Below are 25,645 nucleotides of genomic sequence, written 5' to 3'. Positions count from 1 at the left end.
TCGAACGAAGGGAGTGCGGGATGCGGGAACATGCTGTGGTGATTGCCGGTGGAGGTCCGACCGGGCTGATGCTTGCGGGCGAGCTGGCGCTGGCCGGGATCGATGTCGCCGTCGTCGAGCGGCGCGCGGGAGCGGACCTGATCGGCGCGCGGGCGGGCGGATTGCATGCGCGCACCGTGGAGGTGCTCGATCAGCGCGGCATCGGCGATCGATTCGTCGCGGAGGGGACGCGGCATCCCGCGGTGCTGTTCCACTCGCATCTGGTTCCGCTCGATATCACCGACTTTCCGACCCGGCGCAATTTCACGCTCGGGCTGTTCCAGAGCCATATCGAGCGCATTCTCGGCGAATGGGTCGGCGAACTCGCGGTGCCGATCTATCGCGAACGCGACGTGACCGGGTTTGCCCAGGACGACGCCGGCGTCGATGTCGAGCTGTCGGACGGCCGGCTCCGGGCGCAGTATCTCGTCGGCTGCGACGGCGGCCGGAGCACCGTCCGCAAAGCGGCCGGCATCGACTTCGCCGGATGGGATCCGACCAGAAGCTGGCTGATCGCCGAGGCCGAGATGTCCGGCGAACCGCACTGGGGCTTTCGCCAGGACGACACCGGCACTTTCGCGATCGGCAAGGTGGAAGACAGCGGGCGGGTGCGGGTCGTGTTGACCGAGCGGCAGCTCGGCACGGACCGGGAGCCCACCCTCAACGACGTCAGCGAGACGCTGATCGCCGCCTACGGCACCGATTTCGGCATCCACAATCCGGTCTGGATCTCGCGCTTCACCGACATGACCCGGCAGGCGGTGAGCTATCGCAGGCAGCGCGTGCTGCTGGCCGGCGATGCCGCCCATGTGCATCCGCCGATGGGCGGACAGGGCCTCAATATCGGCGTGCAGGACGCGGTGAATCTGGGCTGGAAGCTCGCCCAGGTGGTCAAGCTGACATCGCCGGACAGCCTGCTCGACAGCTATCAGACCGAGCGGCATCCGGTGGCGGCCCGCGTACTGCGCAACACCATGGCGCACGTCGCGCTCAACCGCACCGATGCGCGCAGCAAGGCGCTGAGCGAGGTGGTCTCCGAATTGCTGCGCATGGAGGAGCCGCGCCGCCGCTTTGCCGCGATGATGTCGGGCCTCGACCTGCATTACGAGCTCGGCGACGGTCATCCATTGCTCGGACGCCGCATGCCCGATCTCGATCTGGTCACGGCGAGCGGCCCGCGACGGGTCTTCGCACTGCTGCACCAGGCGCGGCCGGCGCTGCTCAATCTTGGCGAGCCCGGCAGCTTCGACATCACCGGGTGGGCCGACCGGGTTCAGCTGCTCGACGCCGCCTATGCCGGCACCTGGGAGCTGCCCGCGCTCGGAGCGGTGTCGGCACCCAGCGCAGTGTTGGTCCGCCCGGACGGCTACGTGGCGTGGGTCGGAGACCGGACCCGCGCCGGCCTCACGGAAGCGTTGACCAGATGGTTCGGCGCGCCGACGTAAGTCGGACGCCCTACCCCGCCGGCTGGAACGAGTCCGCGCGCGCCATCGCCCAGGCTTCGCGGAAACGCGGATCCTGGGTGCCGTCGAGCAGCTCGCCCGGGCGCAGCGTCGGATACAGCTGCGCGAAGGTGCGCACGTCGGTGGTCGAGGTCCGCTGCGAGAAGTGGATCGGCCGCAGATCCTTGGTGTGCTCGAGGCCGGCGGCGGCGAGCAGCTCGGTCAGCGCGTGCAGGGTCGAGTGGTGGTAATTGTACACGCGCTCGATCTTGTCCGGCACATAGAGCGCGCGGTTGCGGATCGGGTCCTGCGAGGTGACGCCGGTCGGACAGCGGTCGGTGTGGCAGCTCAGGGACTGGATGCAGCCGAGCGCGAACATGAAGCCGCGGGCCGAATTGCACCAATCGGCCCCGATCGCCATCGCGCGCGCCATGTCGAAGGCGGTCGCGATCTTGCCGGACGCGCCGATCTTGATGCGGTCGCGCGCGCCGATGCCGATCAGCGCGTTGTGGACGAAATTGACGCCCTCGCGCATCGGCATGCCCAGATGGTCCATGAACTCGAGCGGCGCAGCGCCGGTGCCGCCCTCATTGCCGTCGACCACGATGAAGTCGGGATACAGCCCGCTCTCCTTCATCGCCTTGCAGATCGCCAGGAACTCCCAGGGATGGCCGATGCACATCTTGAAGCCGGCCGGCTTGCCGCCGGACAGCTTGCGCATGTTGGCGACGAATTCCATCATCTGGATCGGCGTCGAGAACGCCTTGTGATAGGCCGGCGAGATGCAGTCCTCGCCCATCGGCACGCCGCGGATCTTGGAGATCTCCTCGGAGACCTTGGCGGCCGGCAGCACGCCGCCATGGCCGGGCTTGGCGCCCTGGCTGATCTTGAGCTCGACCATCTTGATCTGGTCGTCGCCCGCGACGCTTGCGAACAGCTCGGGATTGAAGGTGCCGTCGCGGTTGCGGCAGCCGAAATAGCCGGAGCCGACCTCCCAGATGATGTCGCCCCCCATCTCGCGGTGATAGGGACTGACGCCGCCCTCGCCGGTGTCGTGGGCGAAGCCGCCCTTCCTCGCGCCGGCATTCAGCGCCCGCACCGCGTTGGGGCTCAGCGCGCCGAAGCTCATCGCCGAGATGTTGAAGACCGAGGCCGAATACGGCTTGGTGCAATCGGGCCCGCCGATCGTGATGCGGAATTTCTCGTCGGCGCGCGGCTTCGGCGCCACCGAATGATGCATCCACTCATAGCCCTCGCGGTAGACATCCTCCTGGGTGCCGAACGGCCGCTTGTCGAGCACCATCTTGGCACGCTGATAGACCACGGCGCGGGTGTCGCGCGAGAACGGCATGCCGTCCTTCTCGCTCTCGAAGAAATACTGCCGCATCTCCGGGCGGATTTCCTCGAGCAGGAAGCGGACATGCGCAGAGATCGGGTAGTTGCGCAGCACCGCGTGGTTCTTCTGCGTGAAGTCGCGGATGCCGAGCAGGGTCAGCGCGCCGAAGATCACCAGCGGGATCAGAATGATCTTGAAGACCTTGTGGTCGAAAATCCCAACCAGCAGCAGGAGCACCGTGACAACGGCGCAGATCGTCAGCACGATGAAGCGCGGCGAGAACGGAAGCAGTATCGTATCCATTGAATCCTCCGGTCTGCCTTGAATATCCCGTCGACGCTGAGCCTAATCCAACTCGCGGAACAAGTGCACTACGGTTATACGGCCGAGCAGTCACAGATGTGACAACCGCCCGGATGGGCGGGTGCGGGTGCCATGATCGTTCAACTTGATCCCACCTGCTGCAGTGCAACTAAGGTGGCCGCGTAAAGACTGCGCTCCCTCTCCCGCTTGCGGGGGAGGTGGAGGAAAAAGCGCAGCCGCCGCCCCCTCAATGGCCATGCGGCTGCAATTCGTGCGGGATGTGCCCCGCCTTGAGGCCATCGCCGGCCAGCCACGCATTGGTGGTGTCGAGGGCGCGTGCGATGTGATCTGAGGTTCGGGAGAAATCGTAGGGCGAGCCGACCAGCGGGCAGAGCGGCGGTACCACGAAGTACTCGACATCGGAGCCGATATTCTCGAGCTCGTTGACGAGTTGCCGCGCGATCAGCAATGTCAGCGCATGCAGCGCGTTGGCGAGCGCACCGACCGGCGGTGCCTGGTTGGCGCAGGCATGCCCGGTCGGCAGCACGATCAGTCGTTTTGCCCCCTGCTTCACGGCAACGCGGATCGGCGTGTTGCTGGAGATCGCACCGTCCGCCAGGAAATGATGGCGGTAATGCACCGGCGTGAACGCGCCGGGGATCGCGGTCGATGCCACGATCGCCTCCGCGGCGGAGCCTTCCGACAGCACGACGCTGTCGCCGCTGATAATGTCGGTCGTGACGATGTGGATCGGCATCCGCGCGTCCTCGAGATTGCGGAACGGGATGTAATCGTCGATCAGCTTGCGGACGCCGTCATGCGGGATCAGGAAATCGCGCCGCCACAGGAAGCCGACCAGTGTCCGCCAGGTCACCGGAAACACGTCCTGCCGGTTCAGGCCGCGCCAGATCTCGGCCAGCCGCGCTACTCCCGAGACCGTCGGATCACCGGCATAGAAGGCGCCGTTGAGCGCGCCGACGCTGGAGCCGACCACCATGTCGGCGACCACGCCATGCGCCGCCAGTGCCTGCAGCATGCCGACCTGGACCGCGCCAAAGCTGCCGCCGCCGGCAAACACAAAGGCGGTCTTCGGTGCATCCGGATCGGTGATGGACAAGGCGCGGCTCCCTGGTCGCCGCGTTCGGAAAGGGCTGCGCGGCGTTGGGGTGAGTTATAGCAACACACAAATGGTGCACGCCACCACCACAGCCGTCGTCCTGGCGAAGGCCAGGACCCATAACCCCAAATGCAAAAAGCTGAAGCCTGATGGGGCCCCAGCCTTCGCAAAACCGAGAGTGATGGTAATGGGTCCTGGCTTTCGCCAGGACGACAGTCTTAAGCGGTCTCAGCGCTCGACGAACGCCTTCTCGATCACGAAGTGACCGGGCGTGTTGCCGCTGCCTTCCTTGAAGCCGCGGGTCTCGAACAGCTGCTTGAGCTCTTCCAGCATCGCCGGGCTGCCGCACATCATGATGCGGTCGGTCTCGATGTCGAGCGGACCCTGATGCAGGTCGGTGAACAGCTGGTTCGAGGTGATCAGGTCGGTGATGCGTCCGCGGTTGCGGAACGGCTCGCGCGTCACGGTCGGATAGTAGGACAGCTTCTCGGACAGCAGCGGCCCGAACAGCTCGTCGTCGCGCAGCTTGGCGACCAGCTCCTCGCCATAGCCGAGCTCGGAGACCTGGCGGCAGCCATGCACCAGCAGGATCTGGTCGTAGCGATCATAGACCTCGGGGTCCTTGATCAGGCTCGCGAACGGCGCCAGTCCGGTGCCGGTCGACAGCAGCATCAGCCGCTTGCCGGGGATCAGATTGTCGGTGATCAGCGTGCCGGTCGCCTTGCGGCCGACCAGGATAGTGTCGCCCTCGCGGATCTTCTGCAGCTTGGAGGTGAGCGGGCCGTCCTGCACCTTGATCGAGAAGAACTCGAGCTCTTCCTCGTGATTGGCGCTCGCCATCGAATAGGCGCGCAGCAGCGGCCGGCCGTCGACCTCGAGGCCGATCATGGCGAACTGCCCGTTCTGGAAGCGGAAACCGGAATCGCGGGTGGCCCGGAAGCTGAAAAGCGTATCGGTCCAGTGCTGAACCGAAAGAACCTTCTCTCGATAGAACGCGCTCATGTGTTTTCGTTTTCTCGACTGACCAGGTTTAGAATGATTTGATTTCTAGACTGCTCGCGACGGCGCAGAAGTGGCCGAAATCATTGAAGATCTCGCGTGTCCATCGCCCCTGCGCATGAGATAGTCAAGATCAACTGGCGTGCAATTGCGATCTCAGAATGGCAGTCGTTCGATTTCGCGCAGGGGTTCAACCACGACCATCGTTAACGCGTGGCGCTGCACGTAATTTACTTGCTGAGATCGACGCCGATCTGGCAAATAATTGCTATGAATACTGTGGTGAAGGGAAAATGATCTCGTGGTCCTGATCAGCCAGCGAATCTTCCTGGAAACCATCAAAAAATATTGTCTGGCGCGCTCGATTGCGGTCGAGGTGCGGTCGGGCGGCTGGCTGGTCATCATGACCAAGGGCCGTCGGCGGCGGCTCGCGATCGGTTACGACATCGGGCTGAACAGCGCAGTCGCGCATCAGGTCGCCAACGACAAATCGGCCTGCGCGGAGGTGCTGGCATCGGCCGGCGTTCCCGCCATTGCGCACACGTTGTTTCTCGGCGGCAGGCTCAGCAAGCACATCCCGGGATCGGACTCGCTGGAGGCGATGCGGCTGCTGCTCGACCAGCATCCGCGCGGGCTTGTCGTCAAGCCTAACGAGGGGACATCCGGCGAGCTCGTCTTCCGCGTCACGACGCGGGCGCAGCTGGAGGCCGCGGTCGCGCGCATCCTTGCCGCACATCCAAGTCTCGCGATCTCGCCCTATGTCGAGATCGAGCACGAGGTGCGCGTCGTGCTGCTCGATGCGCACGCACTGATCGTCTACGGCAAGACGCGCCCGATGGTGGTCGGCGACGGCATCCATTCGCTCCGCGCGCTGGCGCAGGCGAGCGCGACCGCCGAGCAGCTCAAGACTCTCCCCGAGGATTTCGACGCCGCCGCGCTCGACGCCATTCCACCGGCCGGCGAGCGGCTCCTGCTGAACTGGCGGCACAATCTCGACGCCGGTGCCGAGCCCATGCTGATCGCTGATGATGCGACACGCGACGCCTGCACCGCGCTCGCCATCAAGGCCGCGCAGGCTGTCGGCATCCGCTTCGCCTCCATCGACGTCGTGCGTGCCGATGGTGCGTGGAAAGTGCTCGAGGTGAATTCCGGCGTGAAGATGGAGGCGCTGGGCCGCCGGCATCCGGCGTTGGTCGAAGCTGCGTATCACGCGGCGCTGGACGCGGTGTTTGAACAAGTTGGTCGCCCCGGCGAAAGCCGGGACGACGGGTGACATACCGAAGCTACTGGTTCTCGTCGAGCACCTTGAAGGCTTCCTCGAGCTGCGGTGACAGCGCGACGTTGAGCTTCTCGCCGGTCGGCAGGCGCGCGACGAACCATTTGTTGTAGAGCGGGATGATGTCGCGGTTCGAGGCGAGCTTGCGGAACGCACGCTCGACCACCTCTTTCATCTGCGGCTCGCCCTTGCGGTACATGATGCCGTAGGGATCGTAGGACAGATAGTCGCCGGTGACGCGGAATTTGTCCTGCGACTTGTGCCGCGCGATCAGGCCGTAGAGCAGGATGTCGTCGGTCGCGAACGCATCCGCCTTGCCGTCCACCAGCATCTGGTAGGATTGCTCGTGGTCACCGCCGGTGACGATGTTGAGGCCGAGCTGTTGCTTGGCGTCGACATTGTGGATCGCCTGCTCGTTGGTGGTGCCCTTGGTGACCACCACGGTCTTGCCCTTCAAATCGGCCACCTGGTTGACGCCCGAAGCTTTCGGCACCATCAGCTTGGTACCGGCCACGAACATCAGCGGCGAGAACGCGACCTGCTTGCCACGCTCCGCATTCGCCGTGGTCGACCCGCATTCGAGATCGATCTTCTTGTCGACCAACGCGGGAATGCGGTCGTCGGAGGTGACCTTGATGTAGTCGACCTTGAGGCCGGCGTCGTCGACCTCGGCCCCGATCTCGTCGACGATCGCATCGCACAGCTCGAGGCTGTAGCCGATCGGCCGGTTGGAGTGATCGAGGAACGAGAACGGCGGCGAACTCTCGCGATAGCCGATCCGCACCGTGTGCGTGGCCTTGATGTTGGCGAGCGTGGGGCTGAGCCCTTCGCCCGCCGGCTGTGCGGACGCCGGTCCGGTGAGCAGGCTTGCTGCCAGCAGACATGCCGACAGCAACCGGCGCTCAGCCCGGATCGGCCTCCAGCGGGCGCGATGCATGCATCCCTCCCGTCAATGGCCGGCCATCACGGCGCCGGGCACCGCGTCCTGCGGCACCGCGTCGTCGGGCCCGAGCTCGTGCTCGGCCTTCAGCTCGCCCTCCCACTTCGCGACCACGGCGGTCGCCAGCGAGTTGCCGATCACGTTGGTGGCGCTGCGGCCCATGTCGAGGAAGGTGTCGATGCCCATGATCATCAGCAACCCGGCCTCGGGGATGCCGAACTGCGACAGCGTCGAGGCGATCACCACCAGCGACGCGCGCGGCACGCCGGCGACGCCTTTGGAGGTGATCATCAAGGTTGCCAGCATCGCGAGCTGCGTGCCGAGCGACATCTCGATATGGTAGGTCTGCGCGATGAAGATGCTCGCGAAGGTGCAGTACATCATCGTGCCGTCGAGATTGAACGAATAGCCGAGCGGCAGCACGAAAGCCGATATCCGCGAGGAGGCGCCGAACTTGTTCAGCCCCTCCAGCGTCTTCGGATAGGCCGCCTCCGAAGAGGCGGTCGAAAACGCGATCATCAGCGGTTCGCGGATCAGCCGCAGCAGGTGACTGTAGCGCGGCCCGATCACGATGAAGCCGACCGCGACCAGGATGCCCCACAGGATCAGCAGCGACAGATAGAAGCCGCCCATGAAGACGATCAGCTTCCAGAGCACGCCGAGGCCGTTCTTCGAGACGGTCGCCATGATCGCTGCCCACACCGCGATCGGCGCGAACAGCATCACATAGCCGGTGACCTTCAGCATGATATGGGCGAGGTCGTCGATCAGGCTCATGATCGGCTTCGACCGCTCGGGCATGGCGCCGAGCGCGACCGCGAAGAACACCGCGAACACCACGATCTGCAGGATCTCGTTCTGCGCCATCGCATCCGCGATCGAGGTCGGGATCAGATGGGTCAGGAATTTCTCGATCGAGAACGCCGAGACCGGCAGGCCGGTGGACTGCGCCTTGTCGGGCAGTGTGCCGGGGAAATTGGCGCCGGGCTGCAACAGATTGACCATCACGAGGCCGAGCAGCAGCGAGATGAAGGAGGCGGAGACGAACCAGCCCATGGTCTTGGCGAAGATGCGCCCGAGCTTGGCGCCGCTTCCCATATGGGCAATGCCGCCAACGAGGGTGGCGAACACCAGCGGCGCGATGATCATCTTGATCAGGCGCAGAAACAGCATCGCGATCAGGTTGACGTCGGCGGCGATCTCGGCACGGCTGTCAGGAAGATAGTTGAAGACGATCGTCCCCATTGCGATGCCAAGGACCATCGCAATCAGGATGTACTGCGTAAACCTGTTCGACATTCTCTTACCCCCGTAAGTTCCCGGCGTAAGGCAAGTGTGGCAGATTTACGCAGCTACGCAACACGCTTCGCGTCCAGCGGGACTTTGCCGATCTGTTCCCGTTGTGGAATGCCAGCGCCGGGACTAGCGTTCATGCAGCGCACAATCTGTGCACTAAGCTGCGCGCGTCGCAGTCAAACTGCATGCGAAACGACCAACGCGAGGGGGAGACATCGCCAATGAACGACACCATCAATCGCCAGATCCTGCTGGTTGAAAAGCCGACCGGCAAACTCGGCCCCGAGCATTTTCGCCTGACCAACGCCACCATCCCCGCGCCGAAGGAGGGCGAGGCGCTGGTGCGGACGCGCTACATCTCGCTCGATGCCGCCAACCGCGCCTGGATGCACGGCGCCACCTACCGTGCTGCGGTCGAAGCCAACACCGTGATGGCCGGCGGCAGCATCGCCGAAGTGGTGTCGTCGAATGACCCAGGCCTCAAGCCGGGCGATATCGTGTTCGGCGACACCGGCTGGCAGGATTACGCCACCGTGCCCGCCAAACACCTTTCGAAGATGCCGAAGCTCGAGCCGATGACGCACCTGCTCAGCGTCTACGGCATCGCCGGCCTGACCGCCTATTTCGGCCTGCTCCATGTCGGAAAGCCCAAGGAAGGCGAGACCGTGGTGGTGTCGGCGGCGGCCGGCTCGGTCGGCTCGATCGTCGGCCAGATCGCCAAGATCAAGGGCTGCCGGGTGGTCGGCATCGCCGGCGGCAAGGACAAGTGCCACTGGCTGACGTCAGAGCTCGGCTTCGACGCCGCGGTCGACTACAAGGACGGCGCCACCTACAAGGCACTGCGATCAGCGGCGCCGAAGGGCATCGACGTCTATTTCGACAATGTCGGCGGCGACATCCTGGAGGCCTGCCTCTCCCAGATGAACAACCGCGGCCGCATCGCCTGCTGCGGCGCGATCTCGCAATATGACGGCGTGCCCTCCGCGCACGGCCCGCGCGGCGTGCCCGGCCTGATCGTGGTGAAGCGGCTGGTCATGCAGGGCTTCATCGTGATGGACTACATGGACCAGCGCGACGCCGCGCTCGCCGACCTGCAGTCCTGGGTCTCCTCCGGCAAACTGAAAGTGCAGGAGGACGTCATCGACGGCATCGAGAACACGCCGCAGGCGCTGATCGGGCTGCTCGCCGGCGAGAACCGCGGCAAGCGCATGGTGAAGGTGTAGGGGCAAAAGCTCTCGGTTCCGTCATGCTGAGGTGCGCGCTCTTGCGCGCCTCGAAGGATCCACGGCCCCGGTTTGGCGGCGCAGATGGCGCCGAGCCGTCGACCCTTCGAGACGGCCGCTTTGCGGCCTCCTCCCGCGACAAAGGCGAAGCCTTTGCGCGGGGGTGACGGGGATAGGTAGGTGCGCGGGGCTAATGCGCCGTGCCCGGCGCCTGCTGCGCGGCTTGCGGCCCGGCCGCCTTGCCCTTCTTCGCCTTGCGCCAGTTCTCGAAATTCTGCACCACGACGAAGAACGCCGGCACGAACAGCACCGCGAGGCAGGTCGAGGCGATCATGCCTGAGAACACGGTGATGCCGATCGACTTGCGGGCGTTGGCGCCGGCGCCGGTCGCGATCACCAGCGGCAAGACGCCGAGGATGAACGCAAACGAGGTCATCAGGATCGGCCGGAACCGGGCGCGCGCCGCGTCGATCGCCGATTCCAGCACCGGCTTGCCGTCGCGGATGTGATGCTCGAGCGCGACCTCGACGATCAGGATCGCGTTCTTGGCCGACAGCGCGATCAGCAGGATGGTGCCGATCTGGGTGTAGAGGTTGTTCTCGATCCGGAGCGCAGTCAGCACCAGCATCGGCCCGAGCAGCGACAGCGGCACCGCCAGGATCACCGAGATCGGCGCGTACCAGCTCTCATATTGTCCGGCGAGCACGAGGTAGACCAGGAGCAGCGCCAGCGCGAACACGAAGTAGATCTGGCTGCCGACCTCCTTCTCCTGGTACGACATCGCCGTCCACTCATAGCCGGTGCCCGGCGGCAGCGTCTTCGCGGCGATCTCCTCCATCAAGCTCATCGACTGGCCGGAACTGTAGCCCTGCGACGGCAGGCCGATGATGGTGGCCGACGGATAGAGGTTGTAGAGGCTGATCAGCGACGGCCCGACCGACGGCGTGATGTTCGCCACCGTGCCGAGCGGGACCATGTCGCCATTGCTGTTGCGCACCATCATGTTCTGGATGTCGCGCAAGGTCAGGCGGTATTGCGCATCGGCCTGGGTGTAGACCTGGAAGGTGCGGCCGAACTTGGTGAACTGGTTGACGTAGCTGGCGCCGAGATAGGACGACAGGGTCGAGAAGATCTGGTCGGTGGTGACGTGCAGGGTCTCGGTCTTGACGCGATCGACCTGGACGTCGAACTGCGGCACCATCGAGCGGAACGACGACTGCACCCGCTGCAGCGCGCTTTGCGTCTGCGCATTGCTGACGACGGCGCCGGTGACCGCCTGCAGCTTGCCGTAGTCGGCGTTGCCGTCGCGCAGCTGCACCTGCATGGCAAAGCCGGCGGCATTGCCGATGCCCTGGATCGGCGGCGGCGGGATGACCAAAATGCGCGCCTCCGGGATCACCGCAAGCCGGTCGTTGAGGCCGTAGACCAGCGAGCGCAGATCCTCGCCCGGGCCGCGCGAGCCCCAGTCCTTCAGGATCACATAGGCGACGCCGGCATTGGCAAGGCTCGACGAATTGTCGAGCGCGGAGATGCCGGCGATGGAAACCACCTGCTCGACCCCCGGCGTCTTGCGGGCGATCTCGGTGACCCTGTCGAGCACCTGCTGGGTGCGATCGATCGCGGCGCCGTCGGGCAACTGCACGGCGGCCAGCAGATACCCCTGGTCCTCGATCGGGATGAAGCCGGTCGGCACCCGCGACAGCCCGTAGCCGGCAATTCCGATCAGGACCAGCGCAACGAGGACCGAGGTCTTGGCGTGGGCGGCAATGCCACCGATGATCCGCGTGTAGCCCCGTTCCACCCGATCATAGACTGCGTTGAAGCCGCGGTAGAAGAAGTTGCGCTGCTCGGGCGGCACCGGCGGACGCAGCCACAACGCACACTGCGTCGGCTTCAGGGTCGCGGCATTGACGGCGCTGAGCAGCGCGGTCGCCGCGATCACCAAGGCGAATTGCGCGTACATCCGGCCGGTCAGCCCCGGCAGGAACGCCGCCGGCAGGAACACCGAGATCAGCACCAGCGTGATGCCGACGATCGGCGCGAACAATTCGTCCATCGCCTTGATCGCGGCGTCATGGCCGGACATGCCCTGCTCGATATTGTGCGCGGCGCCTTCGACCACGACGATGGCGTCGTCGACCACGATGCCGATCGCCAGCACGATCGCAAACAGCGTCGACAAATTGATGGTGAAGCCGAGCGCGGCCATCGCCGCGAACGCCCCGATGATGGTGACCGGCACGGTGGTCGCCGGCACCAGCATCGCCCGCCAATCCTGCAGGAACACAAGGATCACGACCAGCACCAGGAGGCCGGCCTCGATCAGCGTCCGGTAGACCTCGTCGATCGAGGCCTGGACGAATTTGGTGGTGTCGAACGGCGTGTCGTATTTGATGTCCTGCGGGAACTGCTTGGCGAGCTGCGCCACCTTCTTCTGCACTTCCTTCTCGACCTGCAGTGCGTTGGCGCCCGGCGACAGGAACACGCCGATGCCGGTGGCCGGCTTCTGGTTGAGCGAGAACACCTGGCTGTAGGTCTGCGCGCCGAGCTCGACCGAGCCGAGATCGCGGACCCGGATGACGTCGCCGACATTGCCGGTCTTGACGATGATGTTCTCGAACTGGCTCGCGTCGTCGAGCCGGCCGTTGACGTTCAGCGTGTACTGGAACGCCTGCCCCTGCGGCGCCGGCGGCGCGCCGACCTGGCCGGCTGTGACCTGCTGGCTCTGCTGCTGGATCGCCTGGATCACGTCCTGCGGCATCAGCCCGCGTGCCTGCAGCTTGTTCGGATCGAGCCAGACCCGCATCGAATATTGCCCGGCGCCGAACACGGTGACGTTGCCGACGCCCGGCAGGCGGGACAGCTCGTCGCGGATGTTGATGGTGGCGTAGTTCGACAGGAACAGGCTGTCGTAGGTCTTGTTCGGCGAGGTCAGCGTCACGAACAGCAGGATCGAGGTCGACCGCTTCTGCACCGTGACGCCCTGGTTCTGCACCGCGGTCGGCAGTTGCGACAGCGCCGAGGAGACGCGGTTCTGCACCAGCACCTGCGCGAAGTTGAGGTCGGTGCCGATCTTGAAGGTCACGGTCAGCGTGTAGGTGCCGTCGGCGCCGCTGTAGGACTGCATGTAGAGCATGTCCTCGACGCCGTTGACCTGCTGCTCGATCGGCAGCGCCACGGTGTCGATCACGGTCTTTGCCGATGCGCCGGGATAGCGCGTCGTCACCTGCACGGTGGGCGGTACCACGTCGGGATATTGCGCGACCGCGAGATTGAACAGCGCGACGCCGCCGATCAGGATCATCAGGATCGCGATGACGTTGGACAGGACCGGCCGCTCGATGAAGAATTTCGAGATCATGGCGCGCCCCTCACTTGGCCGCGGCCGGCGTCGCGTCGCCCTTCTGCATCTGCGGATCGACCTTCTGGCCGGGGATCGCGCGCAGCAGCCCGGCGGTCACGACGCGATCGTCCGCCTTCAGCCCGCTCTCGATGACGCGCAGGCCCTCGTCGAGCGGACCGGTCGTCACCTTGCGCTGCTCGACCACGTTGTCGGCATTGACGACCAGCACGTAGCGGCCGCTCTGGTCGCTGCCGATCGCAACGTCCGGCACCAGCAGCGCATTGTCCTGCTTGTCGATCGGCACCCGAACGCGGACATAGAAACCCGGCAGCAGCACGCGCTCCGGATTGGGGACCAGGCCGCGGACGGCGAGCGTTCCGGTCGACTGGTTGATGGTCGGCGAGATGTAGTCAAGCTTGCCCTTGTGCGGATAACCGGTCTCGGTCTGCAACCCGACCTCGATCGGCAGCTGCCTGAGGTCGGTGGTCGTGATGCCGCGGCGGCGCGCTTCGTCCCGCACCCGCTGCACGTCCTGTTCGTTGACGTTGAAATTCACATAGATCGGATCGAGCTGCACGATGGTGGCAAGCTGGGTCGGCGACGCCACGCCGACCAGTTCGCCGACCGAGACCAGATGGTTGCTGACGATGCCGTCGAACGGCGCGGCGACATTGGTGTAGCCGTAATTGACTGCAGCGAGCTTGGTGTTGACCTGGGCCTGCTGCAGGCCGGCCTGGGCGTTGTCCCGCGTCGCGGTCGAAGTATCCAGCGTCGCCTGCGACACTGCCTGGCGCTGCACCAGATCCTGCTGCCGCTTGAAGTCGAGCTCCGCCTGCTTCAGCGTCGCCTGCGCACCGACTTCGGCGGCCTGCGCCTGCTCCAGCTTCAGCTTGTAGGTCTCCGGCTCGATCGTGAACAGGGTGGTCCCCTGCTTCACCGGCGAACCGTCCTGATAGTCGATCGACTGCAGGAAGCCCTGCACACGCGCGACCAGATCGACGGTCTTGATCGGCGCAGTGTTTCCGGTTGCGTCCAGATAACGCGTGATGGCGCGCTGCACAGGCGGCGCGACGTCGACCTTCGGCGGCGGCGGCGGAACAAAACTGTTTTGCTCGCAGGCACTTAAACTGAGGAAGGCCGCTATGGCGCAGACCGTGCGCATAAGTGGCGCATTTCGCAGCCGCACAAAATTGCTCTGACCGAAATGTGCGGACGCGCGCGCATGCCTCATTTCCGAGCCTCAGTTCAAATGACCTAATTCAAACGTGGTAGGCGCAAAAAATTCAGTCTGCTTCATCCATAGCAACAATCCGCTTGCAGCGGAACTCGAAAGCGAAAATGATGTCGCTCGCGTACAGCAAGACATTTCAGAACGCAGTTCAGTTGGGCCGGCAGCTTCCGGCGCAACGAGAGGATTTATTCAAATGATCAACGCGTTGACACGTGCAACGAAGCTGTGTGCATGGCTTGGGCTCGCGACATTCATCAGCACCGCGCCGGCCCTGTCGCAGGCGCCGACCCAGGCCCAGCGCGACGCCATCAAGTCGCAATGCCGCAACGACTACATCGCACATTGCTCGAGCGTGCCACCGGGCGGTGAGGCGTCGCTGCAATGCCTGCAGAAGAACATGGCAAGCCTTGCCCCGGCCTGTGCCAGCGCGGTGAAGGCCGTGGAAGCGCCGGCCGCCGCGCCTGCGGCAGCCAAGACTGATGCGGCGCCCGCGACCACCGCGGCCAAGCCCGCGGAGACGGCAGCACCGAAAGCTGCCGCCGCAGGCAAGCCGAGCAGCGCGCAAATCTCCGCGATCCGCAGTGCGTGCCGCTCCGACTATCCGAAGGTTTGCGCCGGGGTGCCGACCGGCGGCGCGCCTGCATTGCAATGCCTGGAGAAGAACAAGGCGAAGCTTTCACCGGCCTGCGAGAAGGCGGTTGCGGCGGCCGGTGGCGGCGGCGCCGCACCGGCCGAAGGCGCGGCGACGGCGGCAGCCCCGGCGGCCGCGCCGGCAGCGATCACGCTGCGGCCACTGCGACCACGCGAAGAGCTGTTCGTGTTGCGCTCGGCCTGTGGCGCCGACGTCCGCTCGATCTGCGGCGGCGTCCAGCCGGGCGGCGGGCGGATCGTGCAGTGCCTGGCGACCAATGCCGGCTCGCTGTCACCGGCGTGCCGTGACGTGCTAGCGCCGTTCGCGGCGCGCTGATGCCGTTTTCACCCGACTGACCGGAACAGGGAGCGATCGATGCTGCGTATTGTCCTGACCGCCGCCTTGCTGTGCGGCTCAACCGCCGTCTTTGCCCAGGAGCTGACTACGGCGCAACGCGACGCCTGCATGGGCGACTACCAGAAGTTCTGCAAGAGCGTGACGCCCGGCGGCGGGCGCATCATCGCCTGCCTCGCCAAGGAAAGCGACAAGCTGACGCCCGCCTGCAAGAAGGTGCTGGCGGAAGCCGAAAAGAAATAGCCGCACAAGCGGCGCGACGACCTGTGCCCGGCGACTGTCGGGCACGAAGCCGCAGCACCTTGTTGTCATCCAGAGGCCAACCAGTCCTCACTCCGGGAGAGGGAATATCATGCGCTCATTATTGCTGATCGCTGCAGCCCTGCTGTCCTTTGCCGCGACCATGGCCTTCGAGTCCGCCGACGCCAACGCGGTCGTGTGCGGGCGCGGCCCCTATCGCGCGGGATGCGCCGGCCATCGCGGCGCGGTCGTCGTCCGCAAGCCCGTCGTCGCCGGCTGCCGCTGGATTTGGGTCGACGGGGTCAAGGTCCGCCGCTGCTACTGAACTTTTCGGCACCACGCTTGTAGCCGCTGCGCGCATTTTCCCTCTGGCGTTCCCGCCAGAGGGAGATTAGTCTCGATCCAAATTGTAAGTACACTGTCAATCTGGGAGGCAGACGTTGCGGATCGCCGTGATCGGCGGAGGGCCCGGCGGGCTCTATTTCGCCTATCTCTGGAAGAAGCGTCATCCCGACGCCGAGATCGATCTGTTCGAGCAGAATCCGGCCGGCGCCACCTGGGGCTTCGGCGTGGTGTTCTCCGAGCAGGCGCTGGACTTCCTGCGCGCCGACGACCCCGAGACGGTCGACGCCATCACCCCGCGGATGGAGAGCTGGAAGAACATCACCCTCAATCTGCGCGGCGAGAGCGTCGAGATCGATGGCGTCGGGTTCTCCTCGATCGGGCGGCTGGCATTGCTGACGCTCCTGCAGGAGCGCGTGCGCAGTGTCGGCGTCACGCCGCAATTCGACACTGCTGTGCAATCGGTCGGTGAGCTCAAGGGGTACGACCTGATCGTCGCTGCCGACGGGCTGAACTCGATGGTTCGCCGCGGTTTCGAGACCGCATTCGGGGCATCGGTCTCGCACTCGACCAACAAATTCGCCTGGTACGGCACCACGAAGCCCTTCGCAACGTTGTCGCAGACCTTTGTGGCAACCGACGTGGGCTGCTTCAACGCCCATCACTATCGCTATGCGAAGGACATGAGCACCTTCCTGGTCGAGTGCGACGCGGCGACCTGGGCGGCCTACGGCTTCGCCGACAGGAGCATCGAAGAGTCGCAGGCGATCTGCGAGGAGGTGTTCGCCGAGACACTGGATGGCCACCGGCTGATCTCGAACAAATCGGTGTGGCGCAATTTCCCGTGGATCTGGAACGAGCGCTGGTCGCACGGCAACATGGTGCTGATCGGCGACGCGCTGCATTCCGCGCACTTCTCGATCGGCTCCGGTACGCGGCTGGCGATCGAGGACGCGATTGCGCTGACCAAGGCGCTGGAGAGCGAAAGCGGCGTTGCCGCAGCACTAGCGCGCTACGAGAGCGAGCGTAAGCCGATCGTGAAGAAGCTCGTCACCGCGGCGCGGACCAGCGCCGACTGGTATGAGCATTTCCCCGCGCACATGAAGCGCGACCTGCTGGATTTCGCCTACAGCTACATCACCCGCTCCGGCCGCATCGACGACGCGCGGCTGCGCGCGATGTCGCCGGCCTTCATGGCCCGGTACGAAGCCGCAAAGGGACCGTCATGAGCCTGATCGCCGACCAGGTTCCGCAGGACAGTCCCGGTGCGCGCGAGATCGGCTTTGCGATTCCCGCGCACTACAATGCGAGCCGCATCCTGTTCGACAATCTCGGCAACGGCAATGCCGAACGCCTGGCGCTGACCGGCCCGGCCGGCACACGGACGTATCGCGAGCTCTGCGCCGACGCAGCACGCTGGGGTCACGCATTCCTGTCGCTCGGGCTGAAGCGCGGCGACCGCGTGCTGCTGTTCCTTGACGACACCCCGGCCTACCCGGCGGCGTTCTTCGGCGCTGTGCGCGCCGGTCTCGTGCCGCTCCTGATCAACACGCTGACGACGCCGGAGCTGCTGCAATTCTACCTGTCCGATGCCGGCGCGCAGGTCGCCGTCACCGATGCGGAGTTCTGCTCGCGCTTCAACGCCGAGGCCTGCAAGGATACGCCGCTGCGCACGCTGATCGTGGTCAACGGCGCCGCGGGCGGTCATGCCGTTGCGGAGACGCGTGATGCCGGCGAATGGCTGCAAGGATTTCGGAGCGAGCTCGACGCGGCCGACACCCATCGCAACGAGATGGCGTTCTGGATGTATTCGTCAGGCTCGACCGGCCGCCCCAAGGGCATCGTGCATTTGCAGCACGACATGGCCTATAGCGAGCTCGCCTTTGCCCGCAACGTGCTGAAGCTCAAGCCCGGCGACATCTGCTTCTCGGTGCCGAAGATCTTCTTCGCCTACGGCTTCGGCAATTCGATCACGTTTCCCTTCTCGGTCGGCGCCGCCACGCTGCTGCTGCCGGGCCAACCGAAACCCGCCGCGATCTTCGCGGCGATCGGTCAGTATCGGCCGACCGTATTCTTCGGGCTGCCGACGCTCTACATCACCCTGACCAAGGCCGAAGGCGCGGACGCTGCGGACTTCTCCTCGCTGCGCATGGCGGTCTCCGCCGCCGAGGTGCTATCGGCCGATGTGTTCAACGGCTGGAAACAGCTCACCGGGCTCGAGATCATCGAAGGCCTCGGCTCGACCGAGGTGCTGCACGTCTATCTCAGCAACCGCGCGGAGCAGAAGAAGCTCGGCGCCGCCGGCCTGCGCGTGCCCGGCTACGAGATCATGCTGCGCGACAGCGACGGCCGCGAGGTCGGCGACAATGAGGAAGGCATTTTGTGGGTGCGCGGCGATTCCGCAACACCGCTGTACTGGAACCGGCCGGACAAGACCGCCGAGACCGTGCGCGAAGACGGCTGGATCTACACCGGCGACCGCTTCGTGCGCGACAGCGACGGCTTCCACTTCTTCCGCGGCCGCGCCGACGACCTTATCAAGATCTCCGGCCAGTGGGTCTATCCGCTGGAGGTCGAGCTCTGCCTCGCCGATCACCCCGACGTCCGCGAATGCGCGGTCTACGGCGCCGAATTGCCCGACCGCCGCATGACGCTGCGGGCCGTGGTGGTGATGAACAAGGCCGGCTTCGACAGCGATGAGGCGACGCGGCGGTTGCAGGACTACGTCAAGACGAAGCTCCTGCCCTACAAATATCCGCGCGAGGTGAAGTTCATCGACGAACTGCCGAAGACCGGCACGGGCAAGATCGACCGGCAGGCGGTGATGCGGATGTAGCGACGCCGGCTTGCGCACCACAGCGGCCACACATTCAATGTCGTCCCGGCGAAAGCCGGGACCCATAACCACAAATGCTTGTGGCGCGAAGATCGGGGCCCCAGCTGCCTCAACAACGACTATTCGTGGTTGGGTCCCGGCCTTCGCCGCGACGACGACTGAGGGTGTGGCGAACGCGTACGTCAGCCACTACTAGCTAACCGCCCAACCCCGTTCCGCCATACAGCCACGCGATATCGTCGCACCATTCGTTCTGCGACTTCGCGCTCATGATCGCATTGCGGATGCGGGCGTGGTCGCCGGCCGGGTGATAAACGTGCTCGCCGATCGCACGGGACATCAGCTGCACGCGCGCGGTGCGCGGGAAGCGTTGCGCGCGATAGGCGTCGAGCGCCGCCGCCTGATCATCGTGATTGGCCAGCATGTGCGACAGGCAGACCGCGTCTTCCATCGCCTGGCAGGCGCCCTGCGCGAAATATTGCAACATCGGATGCGCGGCGTCGCCGAGCAGCGCGACGCGGCCGTCGATCCAGCGCTCGGTGGGATCGCGGTCGCAGAGCACCCAGAGCTTCCAGTTGGTGCCGTGGCGGATGATATTCTGCGCGCGTTCGTGGACGTGGGTGAAGCCCTTCATCACCTCTTGCTCGGACACCGGCTTGCCGGCGACCGGCTCCGGCGCGTCGTTGTGATAGGTGACGACGAGGTTGAACACCTTCCAGCCCGACAGCGGGTAATGCACGATATGGCATTTCGGGCCGGCCCACAGCGTCGCCGCGTTCCAGCGCAGATCCTCGGGCATCTGCTCTGTCGGGATCACCGAGCGATAGGTGGTATGGCCGGAGACGCGCGGCGGGCCGTCCGCCGTGACCTGCTTGCGGATGTTGGACCACAACCCGTCGGCGCCGATCAGCAGGCGTCCGGTGACGCGCGCGCCATTGGCGAGCTTTGCGGTCACGGACGATCCGTCCTGCTCGTAGCCTGTCACCTCGCTGGAGACGCGCAGCTCGATCAGTTCGTGCCTCTCGCAAGCGCGCAGGAACACGCCATGCAGGTCGCCGCGATGCACCACGGCATAGGGGTTGCCGAACCGCGCGCGAAACGTCTCGCCGAGATCGATGTGGGTGATCTCATCGGCGGTCAGCGCATCCATCAGCCGGAGCTGGTCGATATAGACGGCCATGTTGCGCGCGGCCTCGCCGACGCCGAGATAGTCGAAGGCGTGGAACGCATTCGGCCCGAGCTGGATGCCGGCGCCGATCTCGCCGAGCGCGGCCGCCTTCTCCAGCAGGATCGAGCGGATGCCCTTCTGCGCGAGGCCGAGCGCCACGGCAAGGCCGCCGATGCCGCCGCCCGCGATCAGGACAGGTCGCGTCTCCGCCATCAGCCCGACCTCCCCAGATGTTCGAGCGCGTCCTCGGCGCGCAACGGCACCCGCGACGCCTCGTTGTTGAGATCGACAAGCTGGGTCAAGAGCGAGAGCAGCGTTTTGCGGTCGGCCGGCTTCAGCGGCTCGAGCATCCGTGCCTGCGCCTTGTCGACCGAGGGCATGATGTCGTTGAGCACGCCCGCGCCGGCCTTGGTGAGATAGAGCAGCTTGACGCGCTTGTCCTCCGCCGCCGGCTTGCGAACGATGTATTCCTTGGCCTGCAGCCGCTCGATCACATTGCCGAGCGTGGAGCGGTCGAACGCGATCACGGCGGAGAGCCTGGTGGCGTCGATGCCGGGATGGGTCGAGATCGTGACCAGCGCGGCATATTGCACCGGCGTCAGGTCGAACGCCCTGCACTCCTCGATGAAGAGCGCGACCGCGATCTGCTGCATGCGCCGGAACAGATAGCCGGGCGCGGTGTAGACCGCGTCCATGGTGACGGGCGTCGGCTTGCTACTCGGCATCGGGCTGCCTGTCCGGGGCGGCGTCGGCGAACGCCTCGACTTGCTTTGTCGCGGCCTCGGCCTTGAGCAGGCGCGGATAGGCCGAGACGTCGACGCCGAAGCGCCGCGCATTGGCGAGCTGCGGCACCAGGCAGAGATCGGCAAGCGTCGGCGTATCGCCGAAGCAGAACGGCCCGGCCTCGTCAGCGATCAGGGTCTCGCAGGCCGCAAGTCCTTCGCGATTGGCCCAGGCCGCCCATTCGGTCACCTGCTCTTCGGGCAGGCCGAGCTTGCGCAGCCGCGCCAGCACCTTCAGATTCTGCACCGGGTGGGTGTCACAGGCGATCGCCTGCGCGAACGCCCGCACCTTGGCGCGCCGCAGCGGATCCTTCGGCAGCAGCGGCGGATTGGGGTTGGTCTCATCGAGCCATTCGATGATCGCGAGCGACTGGGTGAGGATCGCGCCGGCGTCGCTCTCCAATGTCGGCACCAGCCCCTGCGGATTGATGGCGAGATAGGCCGGCGCGCACTGCTCGCCCTTGCGCAGATGATGCGGCAGGTGCTCCGGCGTCAGCCCCTTCATGTTGAGGGCGATCCGGACCCGGTAGGACGCGCTGCTCCGGAAATAGCCATGCAGCTTCATCGGAACCTCCCTTGCATTTCGTTAGATTGACGCTAGCCATATTGTGAGTATACTGTCAATTAAATTGCACCGACAAGAACGATGGGAGGCTTGCCATGGAAGCCGTGCAGAAGACCCCGGAGCGCGAAGCGTTCTACAAGAAGATCGACGGCCAAAACCTCTCGGCGTTGTGGAACGTGATGAACGATCTGATCACGCCGGAGCCGAAGAGCGCCTGCCGGCCTCACTTGTGGAAGTTCGACCAGATCCGCGATTACATGAACGAGGCCGGCAGACTGATCACGGCCAAGGAAGCCGAGCGCCGCGTGCTGGTGCTGGAAAATCCCGGGCTGCGCGGCCAGTCCAAGATCACGACCTCACTTTTCGCCGGCGTGCAGATGGTGGTGCCGGGCGATATCGCCCCCGCCCATCGCCATGCGCAATCGGCGCTGCGCTTCGTGCTCGAGGGCCAGGGCGCGTTCACCGCGGTCGACGGCGAGCGCACCGCGATGTCGCCGGGCGATTTCGTCATCACGCCGTCGATGACCTGGCACGACCATTCCAACGAAACCAATGAGCCGATGTTCTGGCTCGACGGGCTCGACATCCCGATGGTGCAGTTCTTCGACTGCTCGTTTGCCGAAGGCGCCAAGGAAGACCAGCAGTCGATCTCCAAGCCGGCCGGCGCCAGCTTCGCGCGCTACGGTCACAATCTCCTGCCGATCGATCAGAAGCGGACATCGAAGACCTCACCGATCTTCAACTACCCCTATGAATACACCCGCGAGGCGCTGGAGAAGGCCAGAACCAGCGACGAGTGGGACGCCTGCCACGGCCTCAAGCTGAAATTCTCCAACCCCGAGACCGGCGATTTCGCGATGCCGACCATCGGCACCTTCATCCAGCTGCTGCCGAAGGGCTTCAAGACCGCGCGCTATCGGTCGACCGACGCCACGGTGTTCGCCGCGATCGAAGGCAAGGGCCGCACCCGGGTCGGCGATCAGACCTTCGAATGGGGCCCGCGCGATTTGTTCGTGGTGCCGAGCTGGCACTGGGTCACCCACGAGGCCGATACCGACTCGGTGCTGTTCTCGTTCTCCGACCGCCCGGTGCAGCAGAAGCTCGACCTGTTCCGCGAGGATCGGGGCAACGCGTAGCCAGAAACGTGTAGTCGTCGTCGTCCCGGAACCACCGTCGTCCCGGGCAAGCGAAGCGCGACCCGGGACCCATAACCACAGGGTCGTGTTGTTGGAGGTGCTGGGGCCCCAGCCTTTCCTAACGACGACCTCCTGTGGTTATGGGTCCCTGCTTTCGCAGGGACGACATTTGAGTTTGCCGCCCTCGCGCCCCTCACCGCCAGTGCAGCAGCCGCGTCTCCAGCAGATTGATCAGCTTCCCGACCGCGAGGCCGAACAGCGACAGGATCACGACGCCGGCCAGCAGTTGGTCGGTCTGCATCAGATTGCCGGCCTGCAGCACGAAGGCGCCGATGCCGTATTGCGCGCCGATCATCTCGGCGCTGACCACCAGCAGCAACGCAACGGATGCGGTGATGCGGAAGCCGGCGAGGATCGAGGGCAGCGCGCCCGGCCAGATCACGCGGCGCACGATGGCGTGGAACGGCACGTTGAAGCTCTGTGCCATCCGGATCAGGTTGCGCGGCACCGCATCGACGCCGCTATAAACCGAGATCGCGGTCGAGAAGAACACCCCGAGCGCAATGGTCGCGATCTTCGGCTCCTCGCCGATCCCGAGCCACAGGATCAAGAGCGGCAGCAGCGCGATCTTCGGGATCGGAAACAGCGCCGAGATGAAGGTGATGCCGACACCGCGCGCCATGGTCGACAGCCCGATCGCAAAGCCGACAATGACGCCCGCTGCCGTGCCGATCATCCAGCCGGTGCCGATCCGCATGATCGACCAGGAGAGGTGCTGCCACAGCGCGCCCGACGTCGCGAGCTTATAGATCGCGACCGCGATCGCCGACGGCGCCGGCAGGAACAGCGGATTGACCCATCCGGCACTGCCGGCGAGCTGCCAGATCGCGATGACGAGTGCGAGCGCGAGCCAACCCGCATAGCGGCTGCCGCCCGGCGTGAAGCCGGCGCCGCGAAACGCGACCGGCCGCGTCGCTTCGCCCAATTGGTCCTTCGTGTCCGGCGGCGCGCGGTCAAGCATGCTGGACCTCGCGCTCGGCATCGATCGCCTCCTTGCGGATCAAAGACCACAATTCGCCCTGCAATGCGGCCATCTGCCCGCGCGCATCCGCCGTGCCGCGCTCGGCGCGCGTCATCGGAATGGTCACGATCTCCCGGATGCGGCCGGGACGCCGCGACAGCACGACGACGCGGTCGGCGAGCCGCACCGCTTCCTCGAGATTATGCGTGACATAGACCGCGCCCATGGTGCCGTCGGCGAGCAGACGCACGAAATCCTCCATCAGGAGCTCGCGGGTCTGCGAGTCCAGCGCCGACAGCGGCTCGTCCATCAGCAGGATCGCGGGACGCACCGCCAGCGCCCGCGCAATGCCGACGCGCTGGCGCATGCCGCCGGAGAGCTGCTTCGGATAGGTCGCGCGGAAATCCGTTAAGCCCGTGCGGCGCAGCGCGTCGTCGATCACGGTGCGGCGCTCGCCGGCGCTCAGGCCCGTGTGCAGCAGCGGGAATGCGACGTTCTCCTCGACCGTATTCCACGGCAGCAGGGCAAAGTCCTGGAATACGAAGGTCAGCGGATTGAGGCTTCCTGCCGGAGGCGCGCCGCGCAACTCGGCGGCGCCCTTACTCGGCCGCAGCAGGCCGCCGAGGATCGAGAGCAGCGTGCTCTTGCCGCAGCCGGACGGACCGACGATCGCAACGACCTCGCCGGCGCGGACCGTGAAGGAGACGTCGCTGAGCACGTCGAGCGCGCCGAAACGATGGCTGATATGGTCGGCGATCAGGTCCATTCAGTGCCCCACGACCCGACCCGTCACCCCGAGGAGCGCGCATTTGCGCGCGTCTCGAAGGGTCGACGGCCGAGCTGCTGCATTCGGGCCGTCGATCCTTCGAGACGCCGCTTCGCGGCTCCTCAGGATGGCGGGTCGAGAATTGCGCATACGGCTCATCATCAATCCGCCTTCACATAGTCCTTGGCGATGATCGCATTCGCATCAAAACCCTTGTCGGCGAAACCCTGCTCCTGCAGCCATTTGATCTGGTTGTCGACGTTCTTCACGTCGAGCTTGCCGTCGGGATCGACATAGGCGCAGTTGCCGACCACCTGCTCGACCGGCAGGTTGGTGTATTTGGCGATGATCTCGAGCAGCGGTCTTGTCTTCTCGTTGATCGGAACCACGCCGTCCTTGATCGCGGCCAGAACCACATCGTGATATTCGCGGTCGGCGCGGGTCAGCGCGGTGAGCAGCCTCGTCACCAGTTGCGCATGGGTCAGCGTCTTCGGCGACGCGAAGATGGCGCCCAGCTGCCACGGCGTCTCGTCGCCGACCCAGCCGAGGAATTTCGCGCCGTTGGAATCCATCAGCGTCCGCGCCGTCGAGATCGGCAGCAGCGCGGCGTCGACGGTCTCGCCCTTCAGCGCCGCGGCCGCGTTCGACAGCGATTGCAGCGGCACGATCTTCACGTCGGACAGCTTGAAGCCGTATTTGTCGGCGAGCAGGCCGAGCGAATAGTGGAAACTGGAGCCGACCTGGGTCACCGCGACGCGCTTGCCGGCGAGATCCTTCGGGGTCTTCAGGCCGGCCGCATAGGCGTTGTTGCTGGCGAAATACCCGATCAGGGGATAGCCGGCCTTCTCGCGGCTCATGCCGCCGATCACCTTCAGCGTGCCCTTTCCGGCAAGATTGTAGAGTCCGGCGGTGAAGGCAGTGATGCCGAAATCGACATCGCCCGACGTGGTCGCGACCGCGATCGGTTGCGCGGCGTCGAAGAACTTCAGCTCGACATCGAGCCCGGCGTCACGGAAATAGCCCTTGTCCTGCGCGATGAACACCGGCGCCGAGGACGACAGCCGCAGCACGCCGATCTTCGCCTTCAGCAGATCGTCGGCCCGCGCGATACCGCTCGCGGCCCACATCAGCAGGCCCGCGAGTGCGAGCCGCGCCCAACCCTTCATTTCATCCTCCGCCTAGAGCCCGTTCCGATCAAATCGGAACGGGGCTCTCGATTCCTGTTTTGACGCGTTTTCTTCACGCGAACCGGGATCCAC

General features: G+C 65.3%; 22 protein-coding genes. 9 read left to right on the top strand and 13 right to left on the bottom strand.

Features of this window, described 5'->3' with window-relative positions:
- Positions 1-20: 20 nt before the first annotated feature.
- Positions 21-1,484 carry an FAD-dependent monooxygenase gene (locus JQ507_01175; GenBank protein QRI70187.1) on the top strand — a complete coding sequence of 488 codons (1,464 nt, stop codon included), beginning with the start codon at positions 21-23 and terminating at the stop codon, positions 1,482-1,484.
- A 10-nt stretch (positions 1,485-1,494) separates the two neighbouring features.
- On the opposite strand, the gene JQ507_01170 is transcribed toward JQ507_01175, so the two are convergent.
- The 3 genes from JQ507_01170 to JQ507_01160 form a co-directional block, all read right to left on the bottom strand.
- Positions 1,495-3,120, bottom strand: a complete 1,626-nt coding sequence (locus JQ507_01170; protein QRI70186.1) for an FMN-binding glutamate synthase family protein — start codon at positions 3,118-3,120, stop codon at positions 1,495-1,497.
- Between the two features lie 247 nt (positions 3,121-3,367).
- Positions 3,368-4,237 (bottom strand): patatin-like phospholipase family protein, encoded by an 870-nt coding sequence (locus JQ507_01165; protein QRI70185.1) that lies wholly within the window; start codon positions 4,235-4,237, stop codon positions 3,368-3,370.
- Between the two features lie 228 nt (positions 4,238-4,465).
- Positions 4,466-5,239, bottom strand: coding sequence for a ferredoxin--NADP reductase (locus tag JQ507_01160; GenBank protein ID QRI70184.1), 774 nt, complete (start codon positions 5,237-5,239; stop codon positions 4,466-4,468).
- A gap of 298 nt (positions 5,240-5,537) precedes the next feature.
- On the opposite strand from JQ507_01160, the gene JQ507_01155 reads away from it, so the two are divergent.
- The gene (locus JQ507_01155) at positions 5,538-6,509 is read left to right on the top strand and encodes a RimK-like protein (protein ID QRI70183.1); all 972 of its coding nucleotides are present in this window, start codon (positions 5,538-5,540) and stop codon (positions 6,507-6,509) included.
- A gap of 10 nt (positions 6,510-6,519) precedes the next feature.
- Here JQ507_01155 and JQ507_01150 read toward each other — a convergent pair whose 3' ends face one another.
- Together JQ507_01150 and JQ507_01145 are read right to left on the bottom strand one after the other, a co-directional pair.
- The gene (locus JQ507_01150) at positions 6,520-7,449 is read right to left on the bottom strand and encodes an amino acid ABC transporter substrate-binding protein (GenBank protein ID QRI70182.1); all 930 of its coding nucleotides are present in this window, start codon (positions 7,447-7,449) and stop codon (positions 6,520-6,522) included.
- Positions 7,450-7,461: 12 nt separating this feature from the next.
- Positions 7,462-8,751 carry a dicarboxylate/amino acid:cation symporter gene (locus JQ507_01145; protein QRI70181.1) on the bottom strand — a complete coding sequence of 430 codons (1,290 nt, stop codon included), beginning with the start codon at positions 8,749-8,751 and terminating at the stop codon, positions 7,462-7,464.
- Positions 8,752-8,969: 218 nt separating this feature from the next.
- On the opposite strand from JQ507_01145, the gene JQ507_01140 reads away from it, so the two are divergent.
- Positions 8,970-9,971: an NADP-dependent oxidoreductase gene (locus JQ507_01140; GenBank protein ID QRI70180.1), complete on the top strand. Its 1,002-nt coding sequence runs from the start codon at positions 8,970-8,972 to the stop codon at positions 9,969-9,971.
- Positions 9,972-10,161: 190 nt separating this feature from the next.
- On the opposite strand, the gene JQ507_01135 is transcribed toward JQ507_01140, so the two are convergent.
- Both JQ507_01135 and JQ507_01130 read right to left on the bottom strand, forming a co-directional pair.
- A complete protein-coding gene (locus JQ507_01135; protein QRI70179.1) occupies positions 10,162-13,332 on the bottom strand; it encodes a multidrug efflux RND transporter permease subunit in 3,171 nt (1,056 codons plus the stop codon).
- Positions 13,333-13,342: 10 nt separating this feature from the next.
- Positions 13,343-14,476: an efflux RND transporter periplasmic adaptor subunit gene (locus JQ507_01130; GenBank protein ID QRI70178.1), complete on the bottom strand. Its 1,134-nt coding sequence runs from the start codon at positions 14,474-14,476 to the stop codon at positions 13,343-13,345.
- 262 nt (positions 14,477-14,738) lie between these two features.
- Between JQ507_01130 and JQ507_01125 the strand changes: the two genes are divergently transcribed.
- The 5 genes from JQ507_01125 to JQ507_01105 all read left to right on the top strand — a co-directional run bounded on the left by JQ507_01125 (position 14,739) and on the right by JQ507_01105 (position 18,948).
- Complete coding sequence (locus tag JQ507_01125) at positions 14,739-15,512, top strand: hypothetical protein (protein ID QRI70177.1); 774 nt, start codon at positions 14,739-14,741, stop codon at positions 15,510-15,512.
- Between the two features lie 39 nt (positions 15,513-15,551).
- Positions 15,552-15,773, top strand: coding sequence for a hypothetical protein (locus JQ507_01120; GenBank protein QRI70176.1), 222 nt, complete (start codon positions 15,552-15,554; stop codon positions 15,771-15,773).
- Positions 15,774-15,882: 109 nt separating this feature from the next.
- Positions 15,883-16,095 carry a hypothetical protein gene (locus JQ507_01115; protein ID QRI70175.1) on the top strand — a complete coding sequence of 71 codons (213 nt, stop codon included), beginning with the start codon at positions 15,883-15,885 and terminating at the stop codon, positions 16,093-16,095.
- 115 nt (positions 16,096-16,210) lie between these two features.
- The gene (locus tag JQ507_01110; protein ID QRI70174.1) at positions 16,211-17,341 is read left to right on the top strand and encodes an FAD-dependent monooxygenase; all 1,131 of its coding nucleotides are present in this window, start codon (positions 16,211-16,213) and stop codon (positions 17,339-17,341) included.
- On the top strand, positions 17,338-18,948 hold the full coding sequence (locus JQ507_01105) for a benzoate-CoA ligase family protein (protein ID QRI70173.1): 1,611 nt from the start codon (positions 17,338-17,340) through the stop codon (positions 18,946-18,948). Before JQ507_01110 ends, JQ507_01105 begins: the two co-directional genes overlap by 4 nt.
- A gap of 196 nt (positions 18,949-19,144) precedes the next feature.
- Here the strand turns inward: JQ507_01105 and JQ507_01100 are convergent, their stop codons facing one another.
- Genes JQ507_01100 through maiA form a run of 3 tightly spaced genes read right to left on the bottom strand, consistent with a single transcriptional unit; the run spans position 19,145 to position 21,463 of the window.
- Positions 19,145-20,329, bottom strand: a complete 1,185-nt coding sequence (locus tag JQ507_01100) for a 3-hydroxybenzoate 6-monooxygenase (GenBank protein QRI70172.1) — start codon at positions 20,327-20,329, stop codon at positions 19,145-19,147.
- A complete protein-coding gene (locus JQ507_01095) occupies positions 20,329-20,841 on the bottom strand; it encodes a MarR family transcriptional regulator (GenBank protein QRI70171.1) in 513 nt (170 codons plus the stop codon). Before JQ507_01095 ends, JQ507_01100 begins: the two co-directional genes overlap by 1 nt.
- Complete coding sequence (maiA, locus tag JQ507_01090) at positions 20,831-21,463, bottom strand: maleylacetoacetate isomerase (GenBank protein ID QRI70170.1); 633 nt, start codon at positions 21,461-21,463, stop codon at positions 20,831-20,833. Before maiA ends, JQ507_01095 begins: the two co-directional genes overlap by 11 nt.
- A gap of 95 nt (positions 21,464-21,558) precedes the next feature.
- Here maiA and gtdA point away from each other — a divergent pair, with 95 nt between their 5' ends.
- On the top strand, positions 21,559-22,599 hold the full coding sequence (gene gtdA / locus JQ507_01085) for a gentisate 1,2-dioxygenase (protein ID QRI70169.1): 1,041 nt from the start codon (positions 21,559-21,561) through the stop codon (positions 22,597-22,599).
- 193 nt (positions 22,600-22,792) lie between these two features.
- Here the strand turns inward: gtdA and JQ507_01080 are convergent, their stop codons facing one another.
- The 3 genes from JQ507_01080 to JQ507_01070 all read right to left on the bottom strand — a co-directional run bounded on the left by JQ507_01080 (position 22,793) and on the right by JQ507_01070 (position 25,552).
- Complete coding sequence (locus JQ507_01080) at positions 22,793-23,620, bottom strand: ABC transporter permease (GenBank protein ID QRI70168.1); 828 nt, start codon at positions 23,618-23,620, stop codon at positions 22,793-22,795.
- Positions 23,613-24,386 carry an ABC transporter ATP-binding protein gene (locus tag JQ507_01075; protein QRI70167.1) on the bottom strand — a complete coding sequence of 258 codons (774 nt, stop codon included), beginning with the start codon at positions 24,384-24,386 and terminating at the stop codon, positions 23,613-23,615. The genes JQ507_01080 and JQ507_01075 overlap by 8 nt, the downstream gene beginning before the upstream one ends.
- Before the next feature lie 161 nt (positions 24,387-24,547).
- Complete coding sequence (locus tag JQ507_01070) at positions 24,548-25,552, bottom strand: ABC transporter substrate-binding protein (GenBank protein QRI70166.1); 1,005 nt, start codon at positions 25,550-25,552, stop codon at positions 24,548-24,550.
- Between the last annotated feature and the right edge of the window lie 93 nt (positions 25,553-25,645).

This window comes from Bradyrhizobium sp. PSBB068 (assembly GCA_016839165.1).
In the GTDB taxonomy this organism is placed as follows: domain Bacteria; phylum Pseudomonadota; class Alphaproteobacteria; order Rhizobiales; family Xanthobacteraceae; genus Bradyrhizobium.
The sequence above is the reverse complement of the archived record's forward strand: the minus strand, read 5'-3'. Positions and strand labels throughout refer to the sequence as shown.